Origin of the sequence: Ruegeria sp. HKCCA5929 (genome assembly GCF_013034525.1) — a bacterium.
Classification (GTDB): domain Bacteria; phylum Pseudomonadota; class Alphaproteobacteria; order Rhodobacterales; family Rhodobacteraceae; genus Ruegeria.
In genome coordinates this window covers 768,336-790,577 of the sequence record NZ_WQGE01000002.1, presented here as the reverse complement: position 1 = coordinate 790,577, position 22,242 = coordinate 768,336, and the positions used below count along the sequence as shown (strand labels likewise).

Genomic DNA, 22,242 nt, shown 5'->3' with positions numbered 1-22,242 from the left:
CTGTTCCCGAGTTTACCCCATTCAGGAGACAGAATATGTCGACCGTAGCCGTTACCGACGACACCTTTGACGCCGAAGTCAAGAACTCGACCGTTCCCGTGGTCGTGGACTTCTGGGCAGAATGGTGCGGCCCATGCAAGCAAATCGGCCCCGCACTGGAAGAGCTGGCCGCCGAGTATGGCGACAAGGTGAAAATCGCCAAGGTGGATGTGGACAGCAACCCAAACTCTGCCGCTGCGATGGGCGTACGCGGTATCCCCGCGCTGTTCATCTTCAAGGATGGTCAGGTTGTTTCCAACCGCGCAGGTGCAGCACCCAAGGCCGCGCTGCAAAGCTGGATCGACGAATCCATCTGATCTGGTCCTAGCAGAACGTTTCAAAGGCGCCTCAGATCGGGGCGCCTTTTTTGTTGTATATGTCGGAGAAACCAATGGCAAAAACGCGTGTTCTTGTAGAATTCGGCATGGGTACATCCCTGCGCCGAATGGACTATACCGAGGCGTCGTTACGGGCGATCAAGGATGCGCTGTGGCACAACTCGGTCAACATGGCCGAACTGTTCGGGTTTCCTAAAGAGGCAATGATCATCGATGCCGAAATCGGTGTGCAGAAACCAGATCAGGTGGACACTGACGCGCTGAAGGCAATCTTTCCTTATGGTCAGCCGAATATCACCGTCACCAGAGGTGGGCTGGATATCGAAAAGCCACATGGGGACGGGTGCACGGTCATCGCAAACGCCGCCCTGATCGTTTCCTTTGACATGGAGCCCGCGCAATGAGTGAAAAACGCATCATTCTGGAGATGGGAACAGGCAACGACCTGTATGGTCAGGACTATACCAAAGCGGCGCGGCGCGCGGTGCAGGATGCGTTGCATCATTCATCAATCACACTGTTTTCCAAACTGGGCATTGATCATTCCCAGATGCGGGTCAGCGTGACCATCGGTGTCCAAAAGCCTGATCAGGTGGATTGTGATCTGGTTGCTGTCGATCTGCCGCGGGGCCGTGCCGAAGTACGCGCGGTCAAAGGCGGGCTGGACGTAACGGACAGCGACGCTGGAACCCGCCACGTGATTGCGACCGCAGCGGTCGAAGCATTCCTACCCGACCTGTCGGGGAAATACGTACAAAGCTGACAAAGAAAAAGCCGCTCGGGGTTCCGGGCGGCTGTTCCAATTCGGTAATCCAGACGAAGGATCAGATATTTGCGATGCTTTCGCGGGTCAGACCGATGTCTTCCAGCTGTGCGTCGCTGAGCTCCGACAGAAGGTTCCGTGTTTTACGTGCGTCGTTCCATTTCGCAACAGATTTGACGACGTTTGAGAACGCGTCCGCCACGTGCAGGATGGTAGCTGCTCCGAGCGGCGCATGAATGTTAGCTGTGGTTGCCATGTGCGCAGTCCTTAGATGTGAAACAGCCGACCCGTTGTCGGTTGTAAGCCTCATGTAGTCCCGCGCGCTTGGACTCACAATTGCTGGTCTGGTAACCCCGGATTGCATTTTCTGCATATCTTTTGGGCACTTTAAGAACGGGTTGCGCCAACACCTTACCCGGCCCATATATACCGCCAGCGAAAACGGAGACGATCATGGCAGATAACGACTTTCCCGGTTGGCACGGCACGACGATCATTGGCGTCAAAAAGAACGGTCAGGTTGTCATAGCCGGTGATGGTCAGGTCAGCCTCGGTCAGACCGTGATCAAGGGAACGGCCCGCAAAGTGCGCCGTTTGTCGCCCGGCGGGTTCGAGGTTGTGGCAGGTTTTGCCGGATCGACCGCAGATGCTTTCACACTGCTGGAACGTTTGGAAGCCAAGCTTGAGGCCACACCCGGCCAACTGGCCCGCGCTTCGGTCGAACTGGCCAAGGACTGGCGCACCGACAAATACCTGCAAAAGCTTGAGGCGATGCTGATCGTCACCGACGGCAATGATCTGCTGGTCATCACCGGGGCAGGGGACGTGCTAGAGCCTGAACACAACGTGGCCGCCATCGGATCGGGCGGAAACTTTGCACTGGCCGCGGCCCGCGCGATGATGGACAGCGACAAAGAAGCCGAGCAGGTGGCGCGCGAAGCCATGGCGATTGCTGCCGATATTTGCGTCTATACAAACGGCAATCTGACGGTTGAAACCATTTCAGGCTAACAATGCCTTGATCTCTTTCCCTTTCCAGCGACGGTGCATTCCGATCAACCCGAAGATCGCGGCGATGACCACGATGTAGTAAGGCACGCGGATGTCGATACTCATCAACCCGCCGCCGATAAGGGACATAATCCCGCCAGACAGACAGAAGACCGCCGTGGTCACGCCCATGACCCAGCCTTGGTCCGTCTCACTAACGCTGGACGAGAACAGGCCCAACATGGTTGGATATGCGACACCGAACAGGAAGTAGAAGAAGAAGACCGGCACATAGCTGAGCACGCCACTGGGGCTGAAGGCAAAGGCCAGGCCGCAAATCACCATCACGATGAGAGACGTGTAGATGATCTGGTGTTTGCTGAAACGCTCTTGCGCGGGCTTGACGAGGAACGTGCTCGAGAACGCCAACGCAAAGCCGATCACCACCATGGCCATGCTGCCACCGATCACACCGTATCCAAAAGCGCTTGTCAGGAAGTTGTCGACGAAAACATAGAAAGTCACGTTGGCGATCATGAAGAATGCATAGACCGGCAGGATTTTCAGAACCATCGGATGCCCGCGCACGGCGATCAGACTGTCGGTGATGTCGCGTGGACGGAACACAAAGGGTTCACGCTCGGTCCGGGTATCCTTGAAAAAGGTTGTGACCAGGAAAATGGCAATCAGAACCAGAACAAATGCGCCATAGAACGGGGTTTTCAGGGTTGCGTAACTGCCCAACAAGGCCGCGTCGGACAGGACCGCTCCGATAATCGGGCCGCCCACCAGACCAAAGCTGACGCCGGTCACGATATAACCCATGTTCCGGTCGCGGTCGGCGGCATCGGTGCTGCCGTCAATCATCGCCGCCTGCGCGATGGGCTGGTTGCCAGCCGTGAACCCGGTGATCGAGCGCCCGACGATCAGCAGCAACAGGCTATTCATGTAAAGCGCCGCGATGGTCAGTGCATAACCGACCAGTGCTCCACCCAGACAGACCAACAGCGCGTTCTTGCGCCCGATGGAATCCGAGACTTTGGAGACGTAAACGACCCCAAGAAACCAGGACAGGAAGAAACATCCAATCACGAGGCCATAATAAAAGTGGCGTCGCCCGACTGGTGTGCTGTCTGGCAGGAACCCGGACTTGGTCTCCATGATGAGCGAGTTGATGATCGGAAAGACCAGCCCTTGCCCGATCAGGTCGACAAATACCACGAACAATAAGGTGATCTTGGCAATCTTGGTCATTAAAAACGCCCCCGGTTCCAATACCTTGAGGCGAGTGTAACAGACAGTTGCTCTGTTACCTAAAGCGTTTCGGGTTTTATCTGAATCAAACTGCGACGCGAAAGTCCCGAGAACGCCGGAAGCGTGGCAGGGTATTCACGTCGCAAGTTAAAGCCGAAGCGCGTTAAGGCTTGTCAGAGGCCGGGGGGGTCGGCCTCTGACCTGAGTGGTTACTTCAGCGATGCAACGCCCAGCGGCACACCGGCGACTTCGCACCAGATGTACACTTCGTTGTAACCCGACACATCCATGGTCGGCGGCACGGCATAAGATTGCTTGCCGGTTAGGTGCAGCAGTGCGCCCAGTTTGCTGTCGGGGGCATATTTGCCATCTTTACCAAATGCGACACGCGGGTCGGGGCCGTTGTCCAGCGAGAAGTCCTCGCCCAGTTCAACGATGTAACGGTCGCCATCCTTGACCAGTTTCACCGAACCGGTGGTGATGTGGTTCGAGCGACCCTCGAACGAGCCTTTCTTTTTGGCGCCGCCGGCCAGGGCAGTGGTGGTACCGGCCAGGGTGAGCGCTGCGCCCGTGGCAGCAGCTTTCACAAAAAGCGATCGACGAGTCATCATGATTTGATATCTCCATTGATAGATGCAGGCAGGTTTGCCCGTCGCAAAAACTATGCCGTACGTGCTGCACCCATGGCGATTCACATCGGCACGAATTTCCGTGTGCACCCCCTGAGTTGGCGTGAGTTTTCCGTGATCAGCTTGTGTTTTCCCGTCTTATGATTAGGTTCCGTTTCGAAACAACCGGATTGAATACACATGACCGACCTGACCCCGCGCGAGATTGTCTCGGAACTGGACCGCTTTATTATTGGCCAGAAGGATGCCAAACGAGCGGTGGCCGTTGCCTTGCGTAATCGGTGGCGGCGCAAACAGCTGGCCGATGACATTCGGGACGAAGTCTACCCCAAGAACATTCTGATGATCGGCCCGACCGGTGTCGGCAAGACCGAGATCAGCCGACGTCTGGCCAAACTGGCCCGTGCGCCCTTTATCAAGGTCGAGGCCACCAAGTTCACCGAGGTTGGTTATGTCGGTCGAGATGTCGAGCAAATCATTCGTGATCTGGCGGATGCAGCCATTGTCCAGACCCGCGAATACATGCGCGAGGATGTTAAAGCGCGCGCGCATCAGGCCGCCGAAGATCGTGTGATTGCCGCAATCGCAGGCGAAGACGCCCGCGAAGGCACGCGCGAGATGTTCCGTAAAAAACTAAAAGCCGGAGAACTGGACGACACGGTGATCGAGCTGGAGCTCTCCGACACTTCAAACCCGATGCCGATGTTCGACATTCCCGGGCAGCCGGGCAGTCAGATGGGCATGATGAATCTGGGTGACATTTTCGGCAAGGCGTTTGGCGGACGAACCGTTAAGAAACGCATGACGGTCGCTGAAAGCTATGACGCGCTGATCGGAGAAGAGGCCGACAAGCTGCTGGATGACGAAACCGTCAATCGGGTTGCCCTCGAGGCGGTCGAGCAAAACGGGATCGTTTTCCTTGATGAGATCGACAAGGTCTGCGCCCGTTCGGACGCGCGCGGTGGCGATGTCAGCCGCGAAGGGGTGCAGCGCGACCTGCTACCTCTGATCGAAGGCACCACCGTCAGCACCAAACACGGCCCGGTAAAAACCGACCATATCCTGTTCATCGCCTCAGGCGCGTTCCACATCGCCAAACCTTCGGACCTTCTGCCAGAACTGCAGGGCCGTCTGCCCATCCGCGTTGAACTGCGTGCGCTCACCGAAGAGGACTTCGTGCGCATTCTAACCGAAACCGACAACGCCCTGACCAGACAGTACACCGCCCTGATGGGGACCGAAGAGGTCACGGTCAGCTTTACTGAAGACGGCATTGCCGCACTGGCTAGGATTGCTGCAGACGTGAACCAGAGCGTTGAAAATATCGGCGCGCGCCGGCTTTACACGGTGATGGAGCGGGTGTTCGAAGACCTCTCATTTGCTGCACCGGATAAGGCCGGAACGGAGATCACTGTCGATGCGCAATTCGTCAGTGACAATCTTGGTGAATTGACCAAGTCCGCAGACCTGAGCCGTTACGTTTTGTAACAGGGCCAGCCGTTTTTTGCCGCTCTTTCAGACGTTCGACGCTGGACGCGGAGTGAGAATAAGATAGCGTAAGCACGATTCAACCCGAGGGCTGGCACGTGCTGCGCTATTTCATCGTTTTACTCTTGTCCCTTTCGCTGAGCGCCTGTGTTGATCGGACTGTGTCCGAAATTGTTCCATCGGCTGTGGCTGTTGGTACACCTGAAACGATTTTTGCCAGTACGACCCGAGCGCGCGAAGTCGATGGATCTTATGGGTTCCGGCGTGGCGAGACGCTCCAGTTTCTGGAAACGACGGTTTCGATTCCGCCAACACATACTCCGGGTACGCTCAAATTCTCATATGCAAACCCCAACCCGCAGAAGGAATTCGTACTGACAGGCGTGACCGAGCTGGACGGCCCGCGGGGTCTGCGCGAACACCTGCGCGGTCAAGATGACGTTACGATTTTTGTACACGGCTATAACTCGACTCAGACCGAAACCATCTTCCGCGCCGCTCAACTGACCCATGACATTGGTCTTCCGGGATCTACGCTGGTGTATTCATGGCCAAGCCGAGCAACCGGCTATGGGTATGCCTATGACCTGGACAGCATGCTGTTCGCCCGCGACGGGCTGGAGCAGACCATCCGCGAACTCAAGGCCATGGGGGTAAAGCGTGTTATTCTGGTCGCACATTCCATGGGCGGCGCCTTGTCGATGGAAATGATGCGACAAGCTGAGCTGCAGGAACCCGGGTGGGCGAAAAGAAACCTCGAAGGTGTCGTGCTGATCTCACCGGATCTGGATCTGGATCTGTTTCGCTCGCAAATGAAACGCATCGACAATCCACCCGACCCGTTTCTTGTTATGGTATCCCAAAAGGACAAAATCCTGAATATCTCGGCTCGTCTGCGCGGCACGGATGAGGGTGAAAGGCTTGGAAACATCAGCTCGATCGCCTCGCTTGAAGAATTCCCGATCAGCGTGATCGATACCACCGCTTTCAACAGCGATGCTGCGTCCTCGCATTTCGTCGCCGCAACCTCTCCGGCACTGCTGTCGATCCTCAGCTCGTTGCGGCGCATCAACAGCACGTTCGGGCGCGAAGATCGGCAGGCCATCGATATTCTCGTGCCGCCCAGCGAACGCAATCCCGATGGCGCCACTGAAATTGTATTGACCGAAACCGGACAGGCCGAGGTGACCACACCGTGACGCAGTTTAATCTGCGTCGGTTTCTAACTGACAATGCGGCGTGGTTGGGAGCCGGAGTCCTGCTGACCTTCCTGTCCAGTTTTGGGCAGACCTTCTTTATCTCGGTCTTTGCCGGTGAAATTCGCACTGCTAACGGCCTCAGCCACGGGGCCTGGGGTGGGTTGTATTCTCTGGGCACGCTCGTAGCGGCACTGGTGATGATCTGGGCGGGCGGGCTGACAGATGTTTTCCGCGTCCGCATGTTGGGACCTGTGGTTCTGGCCGGGTTGGCGTTGGCGGCACTGGCCATGTCGCTGAACAGCTGGGTATTGCTGCTGCCCGCGGTGATCTTTCTTTTGCGCCTGTTTGGGCAAGGCATGAGCACCCATCTTGCGATGGTTGCAATGGCCCGTTGGTTCACCGCAACACGGGGCAAGGCCTTGTCCATTGCCTCGGTCGGATACGCGATCGGAGAGGCGCTGCTGCCGCTGGCATTTGTCACGGCCATGGTGTTTCTGGACTGGCGGTGGCTGTGGGGGCTTGCAGCCATTATCGTATTGCTGGGTATTCCAATTCTGATGCGCCTTCTCAGGGAAGAACGCACCCCGCAAAGCCTTGCAAGCGAATATTCAGCCACCGGTATGCAAGGCCGTCACTGGACTCGGAGTGATGCGCTAAAACACCCGTTGTTCTGGTTTATGGCACCCGCTGTCCTTGGGCCTTCGGCTTTTGTCACGGCCTTCTTTTTTCATCAGGTCCATTTGGCCGAGGTGAAAGGATGGGCTCACATCCAATTGGTCGCCTTGTTTCCCGTTTACACCGGGGTATCGCTGCTTTCGATGTTTGCGGCCGGCTGGGCGTTGGACAAATGGGGCACAGCACGGATGATGCCTTATTACCAGCTGCCGATTGCGCTGGGTTTTGTGACTCTTGCCCTGACGACCTCGATTGCCGGGGCGACGCTTGGGCTGGTTCTTCTGGCACTCACCGCCGGGGCAAACAGCACGTTGCCCAGCGCCTTCTGGGCCGAGTTCTACGGCACCCGACACATCGGTGCGATCAAAGCGATGGCAACAGCGGTCATGGTTCTGGGTTCGGCGATCGGTCCGGGTCTGACCGGAGTGCTGATCGATTGGGGCGTTTCGTTGGATACTCAGTTCCTGTGGACCGGAGGATTTTTTGTTCTGGTCTGCACGCTGGTCCGTGTTGGTGTCACCCGTGCGGCACGATCCCTTTAGCGAAGACGCCGCAGGTAAACGTAATAAGCTCCATCCCCACCATGGCTTATGTGGGCGGGCGTAACCTGCATCACCGCCTGTGCCAGTGGCGGTATGGTCAGCCAATGCGGCACCTGATTGCGGAGTACTCCGCGTGGGGTCGGAATCGGGCCCGGTTCGTCCCGATCCTTTCCTTTGCCGGTCACAACCAAAACCAAACGTTTGCCTTGGGCTTGCGCTGTCAGGACAAAACGGATCAGCGCGGGATGCGCCGTGTCGACCCGCATGCCGTGCAAGTCCAGTTTGCTTTCCGGTTTGAGTTTACCGCGCTTCATTCGGCCAAAAGCTTTGTTGTCCATCTGAACCGGCGTTCTGCGCAGCGCATCTGTGACCGATGGCTTCAAATCATTTGGCTTTGGTTTGGTCTGATGAGTTTCACCAATTTCAAACGCTTCGAACCGAGGCCTCGGCGTTTTTTTCGGCTTGGGTTTCGGCAATGAGGTCGGATGCACCGTCTGTGGAATTTCCGGATGCATCCGTTCGGCTTGTTTGGCGACCTTGCGCCACAGCTCGATCTCTTCTGTCGTCAGTTTGCGCCGGGTCATCAGAATTCGTCCGGCAGCAGGGCATAGGCCCGCTGTATAGGCAACAAAACGATCATCCGACCCGGATCTTTTAACCTGCCCGCAGCTTGCCCGGCCTCGTCACCCGTTCCGAAAAAGATGTCTGCCCGCTGGGCACCCTTGATGGCGGCCCCTGTGTCCTGCGCGATCATCAGGCGACGCATCGGGTTTTTGCCATCCTTCTCAACCCAGACCGGTGCCCCCAATGGCGTATAGGCCGGATCCGCCGCAATGCTGCGCATCGTTGTAATCGATCGGTTCATGGCCCCCAATGGCCCAAGTTCGGGCGCAACGCGCGAGACTTCACGAAAGAACACATAGGACGGATTGTGGAACAGCAGCTCGGCACCGGCCTCAGGGTTCTTGCGCACCCAGGCTCGGATCATCTGAGCACTGACCTCATGCGCGCCTAAAATCCCGCGCCGAACCAGTTCGACACCGATAGATCTGTACGGATGACCGTTTGCGCCCCCGTATCCCACTCGCAAGGCACCACCATCGGGCAGCCGCACACGTCCCGAACCCTGAATTTGCAGGAAAAACAGCTCGACCGGGTCATCGACCCAGGCAATTTCAAGCCCGCGACCCTGCATCACATCACCAGTCAGGATTTCCCGACGGCTGAGCCATGGCCCGTCTCGCGCTTCGGGGGGCATCTTGTAAATGGGGTACTTGAAACGATCAGTCCGGCTGCGCGCACCATCAAGCTCTGGCTCAAAATACCCCGTGAACAGGGCGTCTTTGCCATCCTCGACCAAGACGGGGCGGAAAAAGAGTTCAAAAAACGCCCGTGCTGCATCCGCTTCATACGTTCCCGCAACTCCGCATAACGCACGCCAGTCCGGGTCCTTCAGATCGCCGCAAGTGTTCAGAAAAACGGAAAGGGCCGCGCCGTGGTCATCTTCGGCCCAGCCCTGAAGATCGTCAAACGACAGAATGGAGCGCGTTGCCTCGGCTCCGGCAGCGCTGGCGGCGGTCATTGCACCCACCAGAAAAAGCGACCGGAGCGTGGCAATCATGCGTCCGTGGCAACAAGCAGCCAGTTCGGATCGTCCTTGCCCATCACACGGGCAAAGGTCCAGCTGTCCTTTTGGCGTTTCACGGTGTTGGGGTTGCCCTCGACAATATCACCGCCGCGATCCCGCACGACCGAGGTCAGTTCACCCACAAACTTCATGGTGATCTCGGCCTCATTGGTGTCTTTGTCGAACTTGACATCCGACAGGGTGGTTTCCCGTACACCGATAAATTCAGCTTCGATGGTCAGGCCCTGATCTTCGCGGGCAGCGACGACCGAGACGAATGTTTCAAATACCTCTTCCGACAGGAACGGCTGTATTTCGTCCAGGTTGCCTTTTTCGAACCCCATCACAATCATCTCATAGGCACCGCGTGCGCCCTGAACAAATTCATTGACAGAAAAGGCGGGCTCAACCCGTTTCATCGCGGCCAGGGTTTGCGCCTGTTCGCTGTCTTCGGCGACATGGTCAGTGATGTCATGATCCGGGCCGCCTTCGATCACCTCGAAATCGCGACGCGATTTATGCGCTTCAGGCTGTTGCTGCAAAGGTGGTTTCTCAAAACCTTCACGCGTACCCAATACGCTTTTGAGGCGCAGGATCAGGAAAACGGCAATTCCGGCCAGGACCAGTAGCTGGATCATGGGTTCGTTCATTTCATCCTCTTTTCAGAACCGCGACTTTGTATACGCGGCCTCATGCTACTATGTAGGTGAGCGTGGGTGGCAAGTCCACAGCCCGGCCTTAGGGAAAGGATAGCGCAAATGTATCTGTTCTTGGCATTTTTATTGGTGCCTATCATCGAGATCGCTCTGTTTATTCAAGTAGGTGGTCTGATTGGACTTTGGCCAACTCTTGCCATCGTTGTGCTGACCGCCGTTCTGGGCACGGTTCTGGTGCGGACACAAGGTCGCATGGCATTGGTAAATTTGCAGCGATCGTTCGCTGAACTGGACGACCCGACCGAACCTTTGGCCCATGGTGCTATGATCCTTTTGTCCGGCGCATTGCTGCTTACACCGGGTTTTTTCACCGATGCCATAGGATTTGCCTTGCTGGTACCGGGCGTTCGTGTCGCTGTTTTCCGCTACCTGAAGTCGAAAGTCACCGTGGCACAGTTTCAGATGGGACCGGGCACAGGATTTCAATCGCGACAAAACCCTTTCGAGCAGGGGGACATCATTGACGGTGAATTCAGCGAAGTTCGCCCGAAAAAAGACCCTTCTAAGCCGTCGAAATGGGTGGAAGGGCCCCACCAGCATTGAGGTGCCGCGCCCAACTTGCTAAGCAGTAGCGAAATTTAATTTTGGAGTAGATCCATGGCCGAAGAAAACGCTGCAGAAAACACTGCGGCCCAAGCCGCCCCGCAAGTTCAAATGCGGGTTCTGGGGCAGTTCATCCGTGACATGTCTTTTGAAAACGTGATGGCGCAAAAGGGTGTGTCAGGCGACGTGCAGCCGGAAATCGCTGTTCAGGTGAACCTGGACGCGAAAAAGCGCAGCGCTGAACATCAGTTCGAAGTGTCCATCAAGCTGAACCTGACATCCAAAGCAAAAGGCATGGATGATGTGCTGTTCCTGTGCGAACTGGACTATTGTGGGCTGTTCCACGTGGAAGGCGTGCCAGAAGATCAGATGCACCCGTTCCTGATGATCGAGTGCCCGCGGATGCTGTTCCCGTTCCTGCGCCGCATCGTCAGCGACATCACCCGTGATGGCGGCTTCCCGCCGGTGAACCTGGACAATATCGATTTCGTGGCGCTGTATCGCAACGAATTGATGCGTCGTCAGGCCGCTCAGGCCGAAAAGACCGACGCTTAAGGCTTCGACCCGTGCCTGACCGGATCAGGCGCGGGTCCACAGGGCGCTTTCGCCCAGCTTCTCTACAAACGCTTCATGTGCTGCGCGTTCATCTTTGGTGATCCGGGATGGCAATGCCGCGCTACGCGGCGCCGGTCGCCAGTCTTCACCGCCACCGGATGCAGATGATGCGGACGTGGACAGGCCAAAATCAGGCTGCCGCCCTCCGATCAGCTCAAGATAAACCTCGGCCAGTATTTCAGAGTCGAGCAAAGCACCGTGCAGAACACGGTTCGAGTTGTCGATATTAAATCGACGACACAGCGCATCCAAAGATGCTGGGGATCCGGGAAACCGTTTGCGGGCGATTGCCAGCGTATCCAGCGCTTGTTCCATCGGGATCAACGGCGCGCCCATCCACTTCAGTTCAGCGTTCAGGAACTTCATGTCAAACGATGCGTTGTGGATTACCAACCGCGCATCCCCAACAAATTCACGAAACCCGTGACCCACCTTGGCAAACACCGGTTTGTCTTTCAGCGTTACCTCACCCTTTTCCGGTGGACGCGGGTTTTCCAACAGATCCGGGCCGATGCCATGCACGCCAAACGCCTCATCCGGCATACCGCGTTCAGGGTTGATATAGACGTGATAGGTTTCACCCGTCGCGACGTGGTTCCACAGCTCAACGGCACCAATCTCAACAATCCGGTCCCCGCTTTCGGGATCGAACCCGGTGGTTTCGGTATCGAGTACGATCTCACGCATCTTTCATCCCCGCCCGTATTTGCCTGACCACATCCTGCACCTGCTGACGGGCATGGTCCAGCGTGTCTGTTACGATTACAAAATCCGACCGCGCGCATTTCTCTGCATTCGGCATCTGCTTGGCGCGGATCTGTTCGAACTGCGCCTCGGACATGGTTCCCCGTTCCATAACTCGGCGCTTTTGTTCGTTAGCCGGGATCGAAACGCAGGCGACGGCGTCCATGGCTGCATCTCCGCCCGTTTCGAAAAGAAGTGGTATGTCGAACACCAAAATATCGCTTGTTGTGTTTTCACGAAATTCTGCGCGATCTTTCGCAACCAGAGGATGCACAATCGCTTCGATTGCTTTCAACGCTTCGGGGTCGGCAGCAATGATCCGCTTTAACGCGTCCCGGCTTACAGCTCCGTCGACAATCGCGGCAGGGAAGGCTGCTCGCATTGGTTCAACCGCAGCACCTCCGGACGTGTACAACCGGTGCACTGCTGCGTCAGCATCCCACAAAGCACAGCCTTCTTCGAGAAACATCTGTGCTGTGGTGCTTTTCCCCATGCCGATAGAACCGGTCAGGCCAAGGGCAAAACTCATGCCAAAGCCGCCGCGCGCGTCTCTGCATCCACTTCGGGACGCACGCCAAACCACCGCTCAAACCCCGGAACCGCCTGATGCAACAACATGCCCAAACCATCAACCGTCGTGCAGCCTGCATCTTCCGCAGTTTTCAGCAGGTTTGTCTTTAACGGGGCATAAACCAGATCCGTGACAACGGCGCCGGGCTGCAACCCATCCAGAGGAACCCGCAATTCCGGCTGGCCCTGCATCCCCAATGAGGTCGTGTTGACCACCAGTTCCGCATTTTCGATGACGTTTCCGGCCTGAACCCAATCAACAACGCGGATTCGTTGGCCAAATTCCTCTTTCAGATGATCGGCACGGGCACGCGTTCGATTGGTCAACAGGATTTCCGGCACACCTGCATCGGACAAGGCTTGCAGAACAGCGCGCGCCGCCCCGCCGGCCCCAAACACTACGGCCGGGCCGTCTTTGGCATTCCAGTCGGGGGCACCGTTGCGCAGGTTTTCCATGAACCCGTACCCATCAGTGTTATCTGCATGGATTGAGCCATCTTCGCGGAACACCAGTGTATTCGCAGCACCAATCACCGTTGCGCGGTCGGATACGTGATCCGCGATCTTCAACGCTGCTTCCTTGTGGGGAACAGTCACGTTGGCCCCGACAAAGCCCGCCTTGGGCAGGGTGCGGAGCACGGTTTCCAGATCGGCAGGGGCAACATCCATTGGGATGTAATGCCCGGCGAGGCCATACGTCTTTAGCCAATGACCATGCAATTTCGGTGAACGCGAATGCCCAATGGGATGTCCGATCACCCCGGCCAGAGGAACCCGGTAGTCCGTCATTGATCGATCACCCCTTTGACAGCCAAAAAGTTGAGAAGCTCCAACAGGGGCATACCCAAAACGTTAAAATAGTCGCCGTCAATGGTGGCGAACAGCCGGACACCTTCTTCTTCCAGCTTATATGCTCCAACGGCATGGCGGATACTGTCCCAGTTCCGTGAAACATAATCCTTCAAATAGGCATCAGAGCTGGCCCGCATCCGCAACCGTACCTGTCCTACATGCCGCCAAATCGGTTCGCCGTCCTGATAGATCACGGCCGCAGACAAAAGCATGTGCCGTTTGCCGCGCAGCTCTTTTAGCTGAGCGACTGCCTGTTCCGAGGTTTCAGGTTTTGACAGCAACTGACCGTCAAAATCCAGAACCTGATCACACCCCAGCACCATAGCGCCAGGGTTTTTGTCACTGACCTTGCGCGCTTTCATTTCAGCAAGCGTGTCGGCAATATCCCGTGGTGACGCGTTTTCAGCCAGCAAGGCGCGCTTGGTTGTGTCTTCATCCACGCGCGCGGTTTGAACGGTGAATGGTACACCTGCATTCTCAAGCAGCTGCGCCCGTATCGCAGATCCCGACGCCAGAATAATGGGGACAGACATGTGGAAAACCCCGTGTGCAAGTCGATGAGAGTTCTGGGGTGCTTTGTATGGTTTTCCGGTTGACACGCAACCCCGGGAAAATCGTGTCAAAGATCCCCGAGTCGCTCAAATCCCATCCAACCGGGACAAGGATAAGTCTGATCACCGGGATAACTGAACCATCCCAAGATAGCCAAAGATTTATCCCCAGATCATCAGCCTGTTGTTATGGGATAGTACATTGTTTTTAAATATAAAAAAGATAACTTCAACAGAATCATCGGAAAGTGAGATTGTTCTGTCCACCTTGGGGAAAACACATGGGTAAAACAGTAATCCACGGTTTTTGAACGCCCTACAAAACCATCTTCCTTTTTCTTTTCTTATTTTTTTATTAGGGAGAGTTCCGAACAACGCTCGGAGCCAAAATGACTGATCTTCTTTTCACGCTGTACCCGTGGGTGAAGTCACTTCATATCATGGCCGTAATCTCGTGGATGGCAGGTCTGTTCTATCTACCACGCTTGTTCGTCTATCACGTTGAGAAAGCTCAGGCTGTCGACGGGGCACAAGAAATTTTCTTTGAAATGGAAGAAAAGCTCCTGCGTGTGATTATGCGCCCTGCGATGATCGTGGCGTGGGTGTGTGGCCTGATCATGGTGTTCACACCGGGCATTGTTGGATGGGATTGGTCCTGGCCTTGGGTCAAAGGCGCGGCCGTGATCGGCATGACCTGGTTCCATCACTGGCTGATGGCCCGGCGCAAGGATTTCCTGGAAGGCCGAAATAAGCTCACTGGGCGGCAGTATCGCATGATGAACGAGGTTCCGACCGTTTTGATGATTATCATCGTTCTGGCGGTCATTCTGAAGTTCTGAAGGCCCGTTTGACTCCGAAAGCTGTCGCGCTTATGTAGGGATCAACACGCCCGTCCGGGCGGCGTATCTTCCGTACTGAAATTCCACTTCGTGCCGCGCTGATCGCGGTGAAGGTATATATCATGACAACTGACGCCCTGAATCTGGCCGACCTGAAAGCCAAAAGCCCTAAAGACCTTCTGGCGATGGCCGAAGAGCTGGAGATCGAAAACGCCTCGACCATGCGGAAAGGCGAGATGATGTTCCAGATTCTGCGCGAACGCGCGGATGAGGGCTGGACCGTTGGAGGCGATGGTGTACTTGAGGTGCTGCAAGACGGCTTCGGCTTCCTACGCTCGCCCGAGGCGAACTATCTGCCGGGTCCGGACGACATCTACGTTTCACCCGACATGATCCGCCAGCACTCGCTACGGACCGGTGATACTGTTGAGGGTGAGATTAAGGCACCTGATGATAATGAGCGTTACTTTGCGCTGACCAAGGTCACCAAGATCAACTTTGAAGATCCTGAAAAGGCCAAGCACAAGATCCTGTTCGACAACCTGACGCCTCTGTACCCGGATGAACGTCTGAAGATGGAGATCGAAGATCCGACCATCAAGGACAAGTCGGCGCGTGTGATCGACCTTGTGTCGCCGATCGGTAAAGGCCAGCGCTCGCTGATCGTGGCGCCGCCGCGGACCGGTAAGACTGTGATCCTGCAGAACATCGCGCATTCGATCGAACAGAACCACCCGGAGTGTTACCTGATCGTCCTTCTGATCGACGAACGCCCGGAAGAGGTGACCGACATGCAGCGCTCGGTGAAGGGTGAGGTTGTATCCTCGACCTTCGATGAACCGGCAACACGCCACGTCGCGGTGTCGGAAATGGTGATCGAAAAAGCCAAACGTTTGGTCGAACATAAACGAGATGTTGTTATTCTTCTCGACTCGATCACAAGACTTGGTAGGGCCTTTAATACTGTGGTCCCATCCTCGGGTAAAGTTCTGACCGGTGGTGTGGATGCAAACGCTCTACAACGGCCCAAGCGGTTCTTTGGTGCGGCACGGAACATTGAAGAGGGTGGATCGCTAACCATCATCGCCACCGCGCTGATCGACACCGGCAGCCGGATGGACGAGGTAATCTTTGAAGAATTCAAAGGCACCGGTAACTCGGAAATCGTTCTGGATCGTAAAATCGCAGACAAACGCGTGTTCCCGGCCATCGACATCCTCAAGTCCGGTACCCGGAAAGAGGACCTGCTGGTCGACAAGGGCGATCTGGCCAAGACCTTCGTTCTGCGCCGTATCCTCAACCCGATGGGTACCACCGACGCAATCGAGTTCCTGCTGTCGAAGTTGAAACAGACGAAGACAAACGGCGAGTTCTTCGATTCGATGAACACCTGACACAGGTCTTAGACCCAAGCGAGGCCTTCGAATGGATACGATATTCGCCTTGGCCAGCGCGCAAGGTAAAGCTGGAGTGGCTGTGATCCGCCTCTCCGGCCCTGACTCTCATTTTGCAGCGGCACGCCTTACAGGGGATGCGCTTCCAAAACGTGGCATGGTCCTGCGCACGTTGCGGGACGAGAAAGGTGCGCGTCTGGATGACGGGTTGGTTCTGACATTCCAAGCCCCGGCCAGTTTCACCGGAGAGGATGTGGCGGAGCTGCAGATCCATGGCAGCACCGCATCTGTTAACGCCGTGCTGCGGTGTTTATCAGACATTGACGGCTTGCGCATCGCCGAGCCGGGTGAGTTCACTCGCCGGGCACTTGAAAATGGTAAGATGGACCTGACTCAGGTCGAAGGTCTGGCGGATCTGATAGACGCGGAAACCGAAGCTCAGCGTAAGCAGGCCCAAACCATTCTGGCTGGCGAACTGGGTACACTGGCAGAACGGTGGCGCCGGGATTTGATACGAGCAGCGTCCTTGTTGGAAGCTGTCATCGACTTTGCCGATGAAGAGGTGCCAACAGATGTGACACCTGAGGTACGAGAATTGATCCATGGTGTGATGTCAGACCTCAGATGTGAGGCCGACGGTGTGAAAATCGCTGAGCGTATCCGGACAGGGTTTGAAGTCGCAATTGTTGGTCTTCCGAATGCAGGCAAGTCCACTCTTCTAAATGCGCTGGCCGGTCGGAAGGCGGCGATTACCTCGGAATACGCTGGAACCACGCGGGATGTGATCGAAGTGCGAATGGATCTAGCAGGATTGCCAGTGACCTTGTTGGACACGGCCGGGTTGAGAGAAACCGAAGATCACGTCGAAAACCTGGGCATCGAGCTGGCACGCGGAAGAGCGGAGGCGGCCGACCTTCGTGTTTTTCTATCGGAAAAGCCGGAAGAATTGGGTGTTGGGATGCAAGCTGGTGACATTCATGTTCTGCCCAAAGCTGATCTTCGAGGTGATGAAGGTCTGGGTGTATCTGGCAAGACTGGGCAGGGGATTGATGCGCTTGTTGACCAGATTTCGCGTGTTTTGAGTGAACGAACTACTACCCATGGTATCGCTACGCGGGAACGCCATCGCGTGGCAATTGGTCGGGCACTGGACTCGCTTCAATCTGCAATCGCGGTTCTGGAATCAGGTCCGGACCTGTATGATATCGCGGCAGAAGAGCTTAGAACTGCCATTCGAGCTCTTGAATCTCTGGTTGGTAGAATAGATGTCGAAACACTGCTGGACGAAATCTTCTCTAGCTTCTGTTTGGGAAAGTAAGGAGTGTTTCACGTGAAACATTCAAAGTTCGATGTGATCGTTATTGGAGCCGGGCACGCCGGTACCGAGGCTGCGCACGCGTCTGCCAGGATGGGGGCAAGTACCGCGCTGGTAACGCTGTCTGCATCAGATATCGGAGTTATGTCCTGCAATCCTGCAATTGGTGGTTTAGGGAAAGGCCATCTGGTACGCGAGATTGACGCCCTGGACGGCGTTATGGGACGTGTTGCAGACCAAGCTGGCATTCAGTTCCGTCTGCTGAATCGCCGAAAGGGTCCTGCGGTGCAGGGCCCCAGGACGCAAGCGGACCGCGCCCTTTACCGGGCAGCAATGCAAAAAGAAACACAAGTTCAACCCAACCTGTCTGTTATTGTCGGTGAGGTCGTTGATTTTATCATGGACGGCTCGCGCGTTTCCGGAGTTTCGCTTGCGGATGGCTCAGAGATTTCCGCGCGCGCCGTCATTCTGACCTCTGGCACGTTTTTACGCGGTGTTATTCATATCGGAGATGTATCTCGCCCCGGTGGCCGCATGGGTGATCGCCCTTCCATCAAGCTTGCGGAACGTTTGGATAGTTATGATCTGCCACTGGGTCGGTTGAAAACAGGCACGCCGCCGCGTTTGGATGGGCGGACAATTGACTGGTCTGATCTCGAGCGTCAAGACGGGGACGAAGAGCCAACACTGTTTTCATTTCTATCGACAGACGTGGTGGCACCTCAGATTTCTTGTGGAATCACGCATACCAACGCGAAAACGCACGAGATTATTGAGGCCAATCTTTCGAAATCCGCAATGTACGGCGGTCATATTGATGGCATAGGTCCTCGGTATTGCCCCTCTATTGAGGATAAAATTGTGCGGTTTTCTGACAAGGAATCGCATCAGATTTTCCTGGAACCCGAAGGTGTGAATGATCATACGATTTACCCCAATGGTATCTCAACGTCATTGCCGCAAGATGTGCAGTTGCAGTATGTCCGATCCATCAAAGGCCTTGAAAACGCAGAGATCCTGCAGCCCGGATACGCAATTGAGTATGACTACGTCGACCCTCGTGTCTTGACCGCGACTCTGTCGCTGCCCGAAGTTCCCGGGTTGTATTTGGCGGGCCAGATCAATGGAACAACGGGTTATGAGGAGGCAGCTGCTCAGGGGATGGTCGCTGGCCTTAATGCCGCGCTGGAGGTTCAAGGCCGTGATCCTGTGCATTTCACCAGATCTGACAGCTATACTGGCGTAATGATAGATGATCTGACGACGCGTGGCGTGGCTGAACCATATCGTATGTTTACCTCACGAGCTGAATTCCGTCTGTCCTTGCGCGCGGATAACGCAGATCAGCGTTTGACACCGATTGGCATTGATCTTGGATGCGTTGGGTCCAGCCGTCGGCTGCATTTCGAAGACAAGATGGCTCAACTTGATGCAGTAAAAACCAAATTGGCAGAACGTACCTATACACCAAAAGAAGTGTTGTCCGCCGGAATAAACGTTAACCAGGATGGAAATCGCAGGGATGGAATGGCGATCTTGGCTTTTCCGGACGTATCCTTCGATAGTTTATTGCCTTTGATTCCGGATCTCCAAGACGTAGACCAAAAGATCAGACTACAGATTGAGCGCGACGCGCTTTACGCAAACTATATTGCGCGTCAGAAACGTGATGTGGAAGCAATGAAGCGGGATGAATCCTACGAAATTCCCCGGAATTTCGATTATTTCGCGTTGGATGGTCTATCTTCCGAGATGAAACAAAAGCTCTCGCAAGCCAAGCCCGAAAACATTGCGCAGGCGGGTCGTGTAGAAGGGGTTACACCCGCTGCGCTGACCCTTGTTCTTGCAAAACTCCGCCGGGACCAGAGGGTTCGACAGGCATGACGCCCGACTATTCTGCATTTGAACGGTTGAATGTTTCACGTGAAACATTCGAGCGCCTGGAGGCCTACGTTGAACTGGTGAGGCGTTGGAATCCCAAGATCAATCTTGTGTCTCGCAACAGTCTTGAACACATTTGGGAGCGCCACATTTTTGACTCCGTGCAAGTTTTTGGCTGCGTGGAACAGTTCGTAAGCTGGGTGGATTTAGGCAGTGGGGGCGGGTTTCCGGGTATGGTTTGTGCGTTGATCGCGGCAGATCAGTCACCAAAATCGCAATTTACTTTTGTTGAAAGCGATCAACGGAAGTCTGCCTTCTTACGCAGTGTTGCTCGGGAGTGTGGAATTAAGTGCCGCGTGATTTCCAAACGAATCGAAAGTGTCGATCCATTGGGTGCCGATGTTCTTTCAGCGCGCGCATTGGCAGAGTTGCGGGTGTTATTGTCGTTCTGTGACAGGCATTTAAGTAAAAATGGTACGGCCTTGTTGCCCAAAGGCGCAAACTGGAAAAAAGAACTGTCAGATGCGCAAGAGGAATGGAATTTCCACGCCGAGCCGATTACAAGTTTAACTGAACCTCAGGCCGTTATCCTTAAAATTAAAGGAGTATCACGTGGTTGATCTGTCCCGACCTTCAGGACCTCGGATTATTGCGGTCGCCAATCAGAAGGGCGGAGTGGGGAAGACAACAACGGCAATCAACCTGGCGGCAGGGCTGGCGGAATCCGGTTGCCGGGTTCTGGTGGTTGATCTTGACCCTCAAGGGAATGCGTCCACCGGATTGGGTGTAGAGGATCGGGATTGGACAACCTATGATCTCATCCTTGACGACGCGCCGTTGGAGGCCGTTGTTCAAGAGACAGAGATCGAAAACCTTCTGGTTGTTCCGGCAACCGTAGATCTGAGTTCTGCCGACATTGAATTGATATCCAATGAAAAGCGCAGCTATTTGTTGCACGATGCGTTGCGGCAAACTGCGGTCGATGTCTTTAATCTGGATTTCATCCTTATCGATTGCCCACCTTCTTTGAATCTGCTGACCGTCAACGCAATGGTGGCGGCACATTCCGTTCTTGTACCGCTGCAAAGTGAGTTCTTTGCCCTGGAAGGTTTGTCGCAACTAATGCTGACGATCAGAGAAGTTCGGCAAACCGCAAATCCTGACCTGAGAATCGAAGGTGTTGTGTTGACCATGTATGACAACCGCAACAACTTGTCCCGTCAGGTCGAAAAGGATGCGCGTGACAATCTGGGTGAGATGGTCTTTAAGACAAAGATACCCAGAAACGTGCGGGTCAGTGAGGCTCCGTCATATGCGTTGCCGGTCCTGCAATACGACTCGGGTTCGCTTGGCGCAATGGCTTATCGGCATCTGGCCCGAGAGATCATGCACAAGAACAATAAAACCGCTGCGTAGGCGGAAGTGAGGAGGGCGACATGAGCGCCAAGAAAGCAAAATCCCGAGGTTTGGGGCGCGGCCTGTCGGCCCTTATGGCGGATGTGAACCCCGAAGCAGAAGGAAGGGCGCCAACCGAAGCGCGCCGGCCTGATCTGAAAGTTCCAATCGAAAAGCTGAAAGCGAACCCCAATCAGCCGCGCCGCACGTTCCTGCCCGAGCAGCTGGACGAATTGGCTGCCTCGGTCAAGGAAAAGGGCATCATCCAGCCTTTGATTGTCCGGTCGACCGGAGCTGATGAATACGAAATCGTTGCGGGGGAACGTCGTTGGCGGGCGGCGCAAATGGCGCAGCTGCATGATATCCCGGTCATCGTGCGCGATTTTGACGACACCGAAGTTCTGGAAGTTGCGATCATCGAAAACATCCAGCGCGCGGACCTGAACGCTGTGGAAGAGGCCGCTGGCTACAAGCAGCTGATGGATCGTTTTGGCCACACGCAGGAAAAGCTGGCTGAAGCTTTGGGTAAGAGCCGTAGCCATATTGCAAATCTTCTACGTCTTTTGTCCTTGCCAATGGATGTTCAAGCACTTGTTATTGAAGGAAAAATATCTGCTGGACATGCGCGAGCTCTGATTACTGCCGAAAACCCTTCGGAATTGGCGAAGCAGATCGTCAAAGAGGGGCTTTCGGTGCGTGCAACCGAAACTTTGGTCAAAAAACAACAACAAGGTGACGCCGAACGCCCTGCGCCTCGGTCCAGAAACTTGGATGCGGGTAAGGATGCCGATACGAGGGCGTTGGAAAAAGACCTGTCGGCAATTCTGGCGATGAAGGTCTCGATCAATCACAAGGCTGGAACAGAAACGGGTCAGGTTGTTCTGACGTATGAGAACCTGGACCAGCTTGACGATTTGTGCGCCAAACTCAGCCGTTAGGCCGCGTCCAGATAAAGGCCAATACACCGCCCAGGACAACGGCTTGAATGGCCAAAACGAAAACCGGGGCGGACATCCAAATTGAGAGACCAAAAACGGCGGCGACGGAAACAGTTGCCGCCTTTTTTGCCGCAGGCCGTATAGCACCAGAGCTTTGCCAATCTTGTATCAACGGTCCGAACAGTTGGTGAGTCAGCAGCCAAGTGTGAAGACGCGAAGATGATCTGGCAAAGAAAAACGCTGCCAAAAGCAGGAATGGCACGGTTGGCAGAAGGGGAAGAACAACCCCAACCATCGCCAGAGCAACGCAAAATAGTCCCAGTCCTGCCCACAGATAGTGCATGG

26 protein-coding genes and 1 pseudogene are annotated in these 22,242 nt (G+C 55.4%); 16 read left to right on the top strand and 11 right to left on the bottom strand.

Translation table 11 applies throughout. From position 1 onward, the window contains the following. Nucleotides 1-17: 17 nt before the first annotated feature. The 3 genes and pseudogenes from trxA to GOV90_RS08680 form a co-directional block, all read left to right on the top strand. Nucleotides 18-356, top strand: a pseudogene (gene trxA, locus GOV90_RS08690) (thioredoxin); the annotation flags it as partial. Nucleotides 357-430: 74 nt separating this feature from the next. Further along, nucleotides 431-781 carry a Lin0512 family protein gene (locus GOV90_RS08685; protein WP_171092753.1) on the top strand — a complete coding sequence of 117 codons (351 nt, stop codon included), beginning with the start codon at nucleotides 431-433 and terminating at the stop codon, nucleotides 779-781. Next, complete coding sequence (locus GOV90_RS08680; protein WP_171092754.1) at nucleotides 778-1,140, top strand: Lin0512 family protein; 363 nt, start codon at nucleotides 778-780, stop codon at nucleotides 1,138-1,140. Before GOV90_RS08685 ends, GOV90_RS08680 begins: the two co-directional genes overlap by 4 nt. Nucleotides 1,141-1,201: 61 nt before the next feature. Here the strand turns inward: GOV90_RS08680 and GOV90_RS08675 are convergent, their stop codons facing one another. Further along, the gene (locus GOV90_RS08675) at nucleotides 1,202-1,396 is read right to left on the bottom strand and encodes a DUF1127 domain-containing protein (protein WP_171092756.1); all 195 of its coding nucleotides are present in this window, start codon (nucleotides 1,394-1,396) and stop codon (nucleotides 1,202-1,204) included. A gap of 197 nt (nucleotides 1,397-1,593) precedes the next feature. Between GOV90_RS08675 and hslV the strand changes: the two genes are divergently transcribed. After that, nucleotides 1,594-2,151, top strand: a complete 558-nt coding sequence (gene hslV, locus GOV90_RS08670; RefSeq protein ID WP_171092758.1) for an ATP-dependent protease subunit HslV — start codon at nucleotides 1,594-1,596, stop codon at nucleotides 2,149-2,151. Here hslV and GOV90_RS08665 read toward each other — a convergent pair. Together GOV90_RS08665 and GOV90_RS08660 are read right to left on the bottom strand one after the other, a co-directional pair. Further along, the gene (locus GOV90_RS08665) at nucleotides 2,143-3,384 is read right to left on the bottom strand and encodes an MFS transporter (protein ID WP_171092760.1); all 1,242 of its coding nucleotides are present in this window, start codon (nucleotides 3,382-3,384) and stop codon (nucleotides 2,143-2,145) included. The genes hslV and GOV90_RS08665 overlap by 9 nt on opposite strands. Nucleotides 3,385-3,593: 209 nt before the next feature. Next, nucleotides 3,594-3,995: a DM13 domain-containing protein gene (locus GOV90_RS08660; RefSeq protein ID WP_171092762.1), complete on the bottom strand. Its 402-nt coding sequence runs from the start codon at nucleotides 3,993-3,995 to the stop codon at nucleotides 3,594-3,596. 198 nt (nucleotides 3,996-4,193) lie between these two features. Between GOV90_RS08660 and hslU the strand changes: the two genes are divergently transcribed. The 3 genes from hslU (at nucleotide 4,194) to GOV90_RS08645 (ending at nucleotide 7,917) form a co-directional block, all read left to right on the top strand. After that, the gene (gene hslU / locus GOV90_RS08655; RefSeq protein WP_171092764.1) at nucleotides 4,194-5,501 is read left to right on the top strand and encodes an ATP-dependent protease ATPase subunit HslU; all 1,308 of its coding nucleotides are present in this window, start codon (nucleotides 4,194-4,196) and stop codon (nucleotides 5,499-5,501) included. Between the two features lie 98 nt (nucleotides 5,502-5,599). After that, complete coding sequence (locus GOV90_RS08650; protein WP_171092767.1) at nucleotides 5,600-6,700, top strand: alpha/beta fold hydrolase; 1,101 nt, start codon at nucleotides 5,600-5,602, stop codon at nucleotides 6,698-6,700. Continuing rightward, nucleotides 6,697-7,917, top strand: coding sequence for an MFS transporter (locus GOV90_RS08645; protein ID WP_171092769.1), 1,221 nt, complete (start codon nucleotides 6,697-6,699; stop codon nucleotides 7,915-7,917). The genes GOV90_RS08650 and GOV90_RS08645 overlap by 4 nt, the downstream gene beginning before the upstream one ends. Here the strand turns inward: GOV90_RS08645 and GOV90_RS08640 are convergent. Genes GOV90_RS08640 through GOV90_RS08630 form a run of 3 tightly spaced genes read right to left on the bottom strand, consistent with a single transcriptional unit; the run spans nucleotide 7,914 to nucleotide 10,194 of the window. Continuing rightward, the gene (locus GOV90_RS08640; protein ID WP_171092771.1) at nucleotides 7,914-8,501 is read right to left on the bottom strand and encodes a Smr/MutS family protein; all 588 of its coding nucleotides are present in this window, start codon (nucleotides 8,499-8,501) and stop codon (nucleotides 7,914-7,916) included. The two genes, GOV90_RS08645 and GOV90_RS08640, sit on opposite strands and share 4 nt — an antisense overlap. Next, on the bottom strand, nucleotides 8,501-9,538 hold the full coding sequence (locus tag GOV90_RS08635; RefSeq protein ID WP_171092773.1) for a murein transglycosylase A: 1,038 nt from the start codon (nucleotides 9,536-9,538) through the stop codon (nucleotides 8,501-8,503). Before GOV90_RS08635 ends, GOV90_RS08640 begins: the two co-directional genes overlap by 1 nt. Beyond that, nucleotides 9,535-10,194: a Tim44/TimA family putative adaptor protein gene (locus GOV90_RS08630; protein ID WP_171092775.1), complete on the bottom strand. Its 660-nt coding sequence runs from the start codon at nucleotides 10,192-10,194 to the stop codon at nucleotides 9,535-9,537. The genes GOV90_RS08635 and GOV90_RS08630 overlap by 4 nt, the downstream gene beginning before the upstream one ends. Before the next feature lie 108 nt (nucleotides 10,195-10,302). On the opposite strand from GOV90_RS08630, the gene GOV90_RS08625 reads away from it, so the two are divergent. Together GOV90_RS08625 and secB are read left to right on the top strand one after the other, a co-directional pair. Then, nucleotides 10,303-10,803: an FxsA family protein gene (locus GOV90_RS08625; RefSeq protein WP_171092777.1), complete on the top strand. Its 501-nt coding sequence runs from the start codon at nucleotides 10,303-10,305 to the stop codon at nucleotides 10,801-10,803. 54 nt (nucleotides 10,804-10,857) lie between these two features. Further along, complete coding sequence (gene secB, locus GOV90_RS08620; RefSeq protein ID WP_171092779.1) at nucleotides 10,858-11,358, top strand: protein-export chaperone SecB; 501 nt, start codon at nucleotides 10,858-10,860, stop codon at nucleotides 11,356-11,358. A 24-nt stretch (nucleotides 11,359-11,382) separates the two neighbouring features. Here the strand turns inward: secB and dnaQ are convergent, their stop codons facing one another. From dnaQ to GOV90_RS08600, 4 genes are read right to left on the bottom strand one after another with little or no spacing between them, the layout of a single operon-like run. Beyond that, nucleotides 11,383-12,105, bottom strand: coding sequence for a DNA polymerase III subunit epsilon (dnaQ, locus tag GOV90_RS08615; RefSeq protein ID WP_171092781.1), 723 nt, complete (start codon nucleotides 12,103-12,105; stop codon nucleotides 11,383-11,385). Continuing rightward, entirely contained in the window at nucleotides 12,098-12,691 is a 594-nt protein-coding gene (gene coaE / locus GOV90_RS08610) for a dephospho-CoA kinase (RefSeq protein ID WP_171092783.1), read from the bottom strand. Before coaE ends, dnaQ begins: the two co-directional genes overlap by 8 nt. Further along, nucleotides 12,688-13,521 carry a shikimate dehydrogenase gene (locus GOV90_RS08605; RefSeq protein WP_171092785.1) on the bottom strand — a complete coding sequence of 278 codons (834 nt, stop codon included), beginning with the start codon at nucleotides 13,519-13,521 and terminating at the stop codon, nucleotides 12,688-12,690. The genes coaE and GOV90_RS08605 overlap by 4 nt, the downstream gene beginning before the upstream one ends. Further along, entirely contained in the window at nucleotides 13,518-14,117 is a 600-nt protein-coding gene (locus GOV90_RS08600; RefSeq protein WP_171092787.1) for a nucleoside triphosphate pyrophosphatase, read from the bottom strand. The genes GOV90_RS08605 and GOV90_RS08600 overlap by 4 nt, the downstream gene beginning before the upstream one ends. Nucleotides 14,118-14,524: 407 nt before the next feature. Between GOV90_RS08600 and GOV90_RS08595 the strand changes: the two genes are divergently transcribed. The 7 genes from GOV90_RS08595 (at nucleotide 14,525) to GOV90_RS08565 (ending at nucleotide 21,897) form a co-directional block, all read left to right on the top strand. Continuing rightward, nucleotides 14,525-14,974 (top strand): CopD family protein, encoded by a 450-nt coding sequence (locus GOV90_RS08595; protein ID WP_171092789.1) that lies wholly within the window; start codon nucleotides 14,525-14,527, stop codon nucleotides 14,972-14,974. Between the two features lie 122 nt (nucleotides 14,975-15,096). Further along, on the top strand, nucleotides 15,097-16,368 hold the full coding sequence (gene rho, locus GOV90_RS08590) for a transcription termination factor Rho (protein ID WP_171092791.1): 1,272 nt from the start codon (nucleotides 15,097-15,099) through the stop codon (nucleotides 16,366-16,368). A gap of 31 nt (nucleotides 16,369-16,399) precedes the next feature. After that, complete coding sequence (mnmE, locus tag GOV90_RS08585) at nucleotides 16,400-17,686, top strand: tRNA uridine-5-carboxymethylaminomethyl(34) synthesis GTPase MnmE (RefSeq protein ID WP_171092793.1); 1,287 nt, start codon at nucleotides 16,400-16,402, stop codon at nucleotides 17,684-17,686. A 12-nt stretch (nucleotides 17,687-17,698) separates the two neighbouring features. Then, a complete protein-coding gene (gene mnmG / locus GOV90_RS08580; protein ID WP_171092794.1) occupies nucleotides 17,699-19,567 on the top strand; it encodes a tRNA uridine-5-carboxymethylaminomethyl(34) synthesis enzyme MnmG in 1,869 nt (622 codons plus the stop codon). Next, entirely contained in the window at nucleotides 19,564-20,184 is a 621-nt protein-coding gene (gene rsmG, locus GOV90_RS08575; RefSeq protein WP_171092796.1) for a 16S rRNA (guanine(527)-N(7))-methyltransferase RsmG, read from the top strand. The genes mnmG and rsmG overlap by 4 nt, the downstream gene beginning before the upstream one ends. Next, the gene (locus tag GOV90_RS08570; RefSeq protein WP_171092798.1) at nucleotides 20,177-20,980 is read left to right on the top strand and encodes an AAA family ATPase; all 804 of its coding nucleotides are present in this window, start codon (nucleotides 20,177-20,179) and stop codon (nucleotides 20,978-20,980) included. The genes rsmG and GOV90_RS08570 overlap by 8 nt, the downstream gene beginning before the upstream one ends. A gap of 20 nt (nucleotides 20,981-21,000) precedes the next feature. After that, nucleotides 21,001-21,897, top strand: coding sequence for a ParB/RepB/Spo0J family partition protein (locus GOV90_RS08565; protein WP_171092800.1), 897 nt, complete (start codon nucleotides 21,001-21,003; stop codon nucleotides 21,895-21,897). Here the strand turns inward: GOV90_RS08565 and GOV90_RS08560 are convergent. Then, a complete protein-coding gene (locus GOV90_RS08560; RefSeq protein WP_171092801.1) occupies nucleotides 21,887-22,240 on the bottom strand; it encodes a YbaN family protein in 354 nt (117 codons plus the stop codon). The two genes, GOV90_RS08565 and GOV90_RS08560, sit on opposite strands and share 11 nt — an antisense overlap. Nucleotides 22,241-22,242: the final 2 nt, after the last annotated feature.

Excerpts from the sequence above, each read along its gene's own strand:
- GOV90_RS08685 (WP_171092753.1), top strand. The coding sequence starts at position 431 with ATGGCAAAAACGCGTGTTCTTGTAGAATTCGGCATGGGTACATCCCTG.
- GOV90_RS08680 (WP_171092754.1), top strand. The coding sequence starts at position 778 with ATGAGTGAAAAACGCATCATTCTGGAGATGGGAACAGGCAACGACCTG.
- GOV90_RS08675 (WP_171092756.1), bottom strand. The coding sequence starts at position 1,396 with ATGGCAACCACAGCTAACATTCATGCGCCGCTCGGAGCAGCTACCATC.
- hslV (WP_171092758.1), top strand. The coding sequence starts at position 1,594 with ATGGCAGATAACGACTTTCCCGGTTGGCACGGCACGACGATCATTGGC.
- GOV90_RS08665 (WP_171092760.1), bottom strand. The coding sequence starts at position 3,384 with ATGACCAAGATTGCCAAGATCACCTTATTGTTCGTGGTATTTGTCGAC.
- GOV90_RS08660 (WP_171092762.1), bottom strand. The coding sequence starts at position 3,995 with ATGATGACTCGTCGATCGCTTTTTGTGAAAGCTGCTGCCACGGGCGCA.
- hslU (WP_171092764.1), top strand. The coding sequence starts at position 4,194 with ATGACCGACCTGACCCCGCGCGAGATTGTCTCGGAACTGGACCGCTTT.
- GOV90_RS08640 (WP_171092771.1), bottom strand. The coding sequence starts at position 8,501 with ATGACCCGGCGCAAACTGACGACAGAAGAGATCGAGCTGTGGCGCAAG.
- GOV90_RS08635 (WP_171092773.1), bottom strand. The coding sequence starts at position 9,538 with ATGATTGCCACGCTCCGGTCGCTTTTTCTGGTGGGTGCAATGACCGCC.
- GOV90_RS08630 (WP_171092775.1), bottom strand. The coding sequence starts at position 10,194 with ATGAACGAACCCATGATCCAGCTACTGGTCCTGGCCGGAATTGCCGTT.
- GOV90_RS08625 (WP_171092777.1), top strand. The coding sequence starts at position 10,303 with ATGTATCTGTTCTTGGCATTTTTATTGGTGCCTATCATCGAGATCGCT.
- secB (WP_171092779.1), top strand. The coding sequence starts at position 10,858 with ATGGCCGAAGAAAACGCTGCAGAAAACACTGCGGCCCAAGCCGCCCCG.
- dnaQ (WP_171092781.1), bottom strand. The coding sequence starts at position 12,105 with ATGCGTGAGATCGTACTCGATACCGAAACCACCGGGTTCGATCCCGAA.
- coaE (WP_171092783.1), bottom strand. The coding sequence starts at position 12,691 with ATGAGTTTTGCCCTTGGCCTGACCGGTTCTATCGGCATGGGGAAAAGC.
- GOV90_RS08605 (WP_171092785.1), bottom strand. The coding sequence starts at position 13,521 with ATGACGGACTACCGGGTTCCTCTGGCCGGGGTGATCGGACATCCCATT.
- GOV90_RS08600 (WP_171092787.1), bottom strand. The coding sequence starts at position 14,117 with ATGTCTGTCCCCATTATTCTGGCGTCGGGATCTGCGATACGGGCGCAG.
- GOV90_RS08595 (WP_171092789.1), top strand. The coding sequence starts at position 14,525 with ATGACTGATCTTCTTTTCACGCTGTACCCGTGGGTGAAGTCACTTCAT.
- rho (WP_171092791.1), top strand. The coding sequence starts at position 15,097 with ATGACAACTGACGCCCTGAATCTGGCCGACCTGAAAGCCAAAAGCCCT.
- mnmE (WP_171092793.1), top strand. The coding sequence starts at position 16,400 with ATGGATACGATATTCGCCTTGGCCAGCGCGCAAGGTAAAGCTGGAGTG.
- rsmG (WP_171092796.1), top strand. The coding sequence starts at position 19,564 with ATGACGCCCGACTATTCTGCATTTGAACGGTTGAATGTTTCACGTGAA.
- GOV90_RS08565 (WP_171092800.1), top strand. The coding sequence starts at position 21,001 with ATGAGCGCCAAGAAAGCAAAATCCCGAGGTTTGGGGCGCGGCCTGTCG.
- GOV90_RS08560 (WP_171092801.1), bottom strand. The coding sequence starts at position 22,240 with ATGCACTATCTGTGGGCAGGACTGGGACTATTTTGCGTTGCTCTGGCG.